Source organism: Candidatus Protofrankia californiensis, assembly GCF_900634765.1.
Lineage (GTDB): Bacteria > Actinomycetota > Actinomycetes > Frankiales > Frankiaceae > Protofrankia > Protofrankia californiensis.
The window spans coordinates 6315-10418 of the sequence record NZ_CAAAFT010000413.1 but is presented as its reverse complement, the minus strand read 5'-3'; the positions used below and the strand labels follow the sequence as shown (position 1 = coordinate 10418).

Genomic DNA, 4104 nt, shown 5'->3' with positions numbered 1-4104 from the left:
ATCGGCGTCGTCGCGGTGGATGTCTGTGCCGCGGGCGGCGTTCGGCAAACCCAGCTGCCGGTACTCCGCGTCCGCACCGTGGTGTCCGGTGACTACCGACGTACGTCTGGAGCAGTTCGACAATCGTGGCAACCAAGATCAAACTTCAGCGCCTCGGCAAGATGCGCGAGCCGCACTACCGGATCGTCGTCGCGGATGCCCGCACCAAGCGGGACGGACGCGTCATCGAAGCGATCGGGCAGTACCACCCGAAGTCCGACCCGAGCATCATCAAGGTGGACGCTGAGCGCGCCGAGTATTGGCTTGCTGTCGGTGCCCAGCCGACCGAGCCGGTACTGGCGATCCTCAAGGTCACCGGTGACTGGCAGAAGTTCAAGGGCCTTCCCGCGCCACCGCCGATAAAGGTTGCGGCTCCCAAGGCTGACAAGCGCGAGGTGTTCCAGGCTGCGGCCAGGGCCGCGGCCGGTCTCACCGACAAGCCCGCCACCACGCCGAAGAAGGGCAAGAAGGCGACGGAGGACGCGTCTGCCGGTGACAAGACCGAGCCGGCGGCGGCTGAGTCGTCGACTCCGGAGGGGCAGTAAGTGCTGGAAGCCGCCCTCGAGCATCTTGTTCGGGGCATCGTCGACCATCCGGACGACGTGCGCGTGGACATGGAGTCGGGTCGGCGGGGGCGAACCCTCCAGGTTCGTGTGCATCCGGATGATCTCGGCAAGGTCATCGGGCGCGGCGGGAGAACCGCCCGTGCCCTGCGGACGGTCATGGCCGGGGTGGGAGGTCGGGGCCTGCGTGTCGACGTGATCGACGTCGACCGGTAGGTCCCGCTGGTGGGTAACTAGTGGGTAATCGGTGAGTACAGTGGAAGATCCACAATATGGATCATGAGTCCAGCGGCCCACTGGTGACCAGGGGACCCGGAGTCCCGGCAGGACTGAATGAGCATGGTCGTGCTGCCTTTGGCCGTCCGGCGGACGAGCCGGTCGTGGTCGGTCGGATCGGTCGTCCCCACGGTGTCCGTGGGGACGTGACGATCGACGTTCGCACGGACGTTCCCGACCGGAGGTTCGCCCCCGGGACGCAACTGCGCGGCGCCCCTCCCATGACCACGTCCCTGGTGGTGGCAGGGTCGCATTGGCACTCCGGACGCCTGCTGGTGCGGTTCGAGGGCATCGGCGATCGAACTGCCGCCGAGACCCTGCGTGGGCTCGTTCTCACCATCGCGCCTGGCCAGGTGGGCACCGCCGCGGACGACGGTGATGAGGACGTCGACGACCTCTGGTGGGACCGTGATCTCGTCGGGCTGCGGGTAGTCACGGTGGACGGCGTTGACGTGGGCGCAGTCGTCGACGTCGTCCACACTGCCGCCGGGGAGCTGCTTGCTGTCGACTGTGTCGGTGGTCACGAGGTACTCGTCCCGTTCGTGCGCGAGATCGTGCCGATGGTCGAGGTGCCGGACGGCCGGATCGTCGTCGACCCGCCGCCGGGCCTGTTCGACCTGGAGTAGCGGAGTAACCGTGCGCGTCGATATAGTTACGATCTTTCCCGCCTACCTGAGCCCCCTGGAGCTGTCCCTGGTCGGCCGGGCCCGTGCGCGCGGCATCCTCGACGTCCATCTGCACGATCTACGACAGTGGGCGAACGACGTGCACCGGACCGTCGATGACGCCCCCTACGGCGGGGGTCCGGGCATGGTCATGCGTCCGGAGCCGTGGTGGGCGGCGCTGACCGAGATCTGCGCGCTGGGAGCGGCGGACGGCCGGCGGCCCCGGATCATCGTCCCGACCCCGGTCGGGCGGTCCTTCACGCAGGCGTACGCCGCCGGCCTGGCCGACGAACAGTGGCTGGTGTTCTGCTGCGGCCGTTACGAAGGCATCGACGCGCGCGTCATCGACGAGTGGGCCGACGACGAGATCTCCATCGGTGACTACGTTCTTGCCGGGGGAGAGGTCGCCACCCTGGTCGTCCTGGAAGCGGTCACCCGGCTGCTGCCCGGAGTCGTCGGCAACGCCGAGTCCGTGGTGGACGACTCCTTCGCCAGCGGGCTGCTGGAGGCGCCGGTGTACACCCGACCGCCGGTGTGGGGCGACCACGAGGTTCCGGCCGTGCTGCGCTCCGGGGACCACGCCGCCATCGGCCGATGGCGGCGTGAGGAGGCCCTGCGGCGGACCGCGCACCGCCGTCCGGACCTGCTTGGTCGTCCAGACCGCCCGGCGGGCGACGACCTGGCGGGTGCCGATCCGGCCGGCGACGACTTGGCCGAGTGTGATCGCGTACCCACTGGGGATGATCGAGTGTCCCGCCCGGAGCATCGCGTGGAGCATTCCGGCACGGGTGAGACCGACTCGGACGCTCGTGTGGCACAGTAGGATACGGTCTCCGGCCGTCCGCTGCACCGGTTGAAACCTCTCGGAGCGAGCGGGTACGTGGTCCGCTAAAGTGGCTTACTTCTGCCGGCCGGACCGCATCCGATCCATCCCGTCATCACCGCGAGAAAGCGACTGCCATGCAAACCCTGGACAGCCTCGATGCCGCGTCGCTGAGGACCGACGTCCCGAAGTTCTGGCCGGGCGACACCCTGAAGGTTCATGTTCGTGTCGTCGAAGGCAACCGCCAGCGCATCCAGGTCTTCCAGGGCGTCGTGATCCGGCGGCAGGGTGGTGGCGTGCGTGAGACCTTCACGGTCCGTAAGGTCAGCTTCGGCGTCGGCGTGGAGCGGACCTTCCCGGTCCACAGCCCGGTGGTATTCAAGATCGAAATTGTGACTCGCGGGGACGTCCGCCGCGCGAAGCTCTACTACCTGCGTGATCTGCGCGGCAAGGCGGCGAAAATCAAGGAGAAGCGTCGGCCGGCTGGGCGCTAGAGCTGACAGCTGCTGCGCCACCAGCAGGTGGCCGGGACGGCCGGTCGTGGCGTGATCGCAACCGGCCGGTGTGGCGACGCGAACACCGAACACGCGTCGCCGTGCCGTCATTGGAGCCGGTCAGTCGCGTAGGGTGGTCAGCGATCGTTTTCAACCGGGTTCCCCGGACATCACATTCCCGCCGAAGTCGGCGAACCCATGAGGTGGCGCGGTGAGTGGAGCCGAGCACAGTCGTCCGATGCGCTGGGGTGGGTCCCCTCCCGCCGGCTCCGCGGATGATCGCGCGGACGACGCGGTCTACCCGCACAGCGAGCAGACCGGCCCCTCCGCGCGGGTCGAGGACGGGAAAACCGAGCGCGCACCGAGTACCCAGCCGCAGCCGGGCTCCATCGGTGAACCCGGTCAACACCAGGTGCACGCGGCCTCTGTCACCGACGACGGCCGCCAGGCCGAGGCCGCAGGCGCTACCGGGGAGAACGTCATCGGTGAGAACGTGACCGGCCAGGACGTCCAGGGGGCCGAAGCGGCTGCCACGGACAACCCGCCAGCCGGCCGGCGCCCAGCCCGTACTCCTCGCGGCGGTCGCGGCTCGTTCGCCCGCGAGCTGCCGCTGCTCGTTCTGATCGCCTTTCTGCTTGCTCTGCTCATCAAGGCGTTCCTCATCCAGGCGTTCTGGATACCGACCGTCTCGATGGAGCGCACCCTGCTGGTCAACGACCGGGTACTGGTCAACAAGCTTGTCTACCGCTTCCGGGACGTCCACCGCGGAGAGATCGTCGTGTTCAACGGCGACGGCACCGGTTTCGAACGGGCCGAGACGCTGATCACGCCGCCGAGCAACGTCTTTTCCCGGGCGGTCCGGGCGGTCCAGGGGGTGCTCGGGCTCGGCGCGCCCAGTGACAAGGACTTCATCAAACGTGTCATCGGTGTGGGCGGCGACACGGTCGCATGTTGTGACGCCCAGGGGTGGGTGACGGTCAACGGCAGGCCGCTGGACGAGCCGTACGTGTACGAGAACAGCCCGATCGGCGGGGGCCGCGAGTTCGATCCGGTGAAGGTTCCACCCGGCGAGCTGTGGGTCATGGGCGACCACCGCAGCGAGTCCTCGGACTCCCGGGTGAACGGCACCATCCCGGAGAGCAAAGTCGTCGGCCGCGCCTTTGTGCGGGTCTGGCCGCTGGGTCGGATGGCGATCCTGACTCCGCCGGACATCTTCGCAGCCGCCGCGGGCGGACCCGCGGCGG

At 68.4% G+C, this 4104-nt stretch carries 6 protein-coding genes; all 6 read left to right on the top strand.

Going from position 1 to position 4104, the window contains the following annotated elements:
* The first annotated feature begins 125 nt into the window (after positions 1-125).
* The gene (gene rpsP, locus DD1DGNOD_RS21440; protein WP_131768318.1) at positions 126-584 is read left to right on the top strand and encodes a 30S ribosomal protein S16; all 459 of its coding nucleotides are present in this window, start codon (positions 126-128) and stop codon (positions 582-584) included.
* Positions 585-818, top strand: a complete 234-nt coding sequence (locus tag DD1DGNOD_RS21435; protein WP_131768317.1) for an RNA-binding protein — start codon at positions 585-587, stop codon at positions 816-818.
* 164 nt (positions 819-982) lie between these two features.
* On the top strand, positions 983-1504 hold the full coding sequence (gene rimM / locus DD1DGNOD_RS21430; RefSeq protein ID WP_241251755.1) for a ribosome maturation factor RimM: 522 nt from the start codon (positions 983-985) through the stop codon (positions 1502-1504).
* A 10-nt stretch (positions 1505-1514) separates the two neighbouring features.
* The gene (trmD, locus tag DD1DGNOD_RS21425; protein WP_131770915.1) at positions 1515-2366 is read left to right on the top strand and encodes a tRNA (guanosine(37)-N1)-methyltransferase TrmD; all 852 of its coding nucleotides are present in this window, start codon (positions 1515-1517) and stop codon (positions 2364-2366) included.
* A gap of 137 nt (positions 2367-2503) precedes the next feature.
* Positions 2504-2860, top strand: a complete 357-nt coding sequence (gene rplS / locus DD1DGNOD_RS21420; RefSeq protein ID WP_131768367.1) for a 50S ribosomal protein L19 — start codon at positions 2504-2506, stop codon at positions 2858-2860.
* A gap of 211 nt (positions 2861-3071) precedes the next feature.
* Positions 3072-4104, top strand: a 1033-nt coding sequence (gene lepB, locus DD1DGNOD_RS21415; RefSeq protein WP_241255896.1) for a signal peptidase I, incomplete at its 3' end; no start/stop codon positions are given.

Excerpts from the sequence above, each read along its gene's own strand:
- rplS (WP_131768367.1), top strand. The coding sequence starts at position 2,504 with ATGCAAACCCTGGACAGCCTCGATGCCGCGTCGCTGAGGACCGACGTC.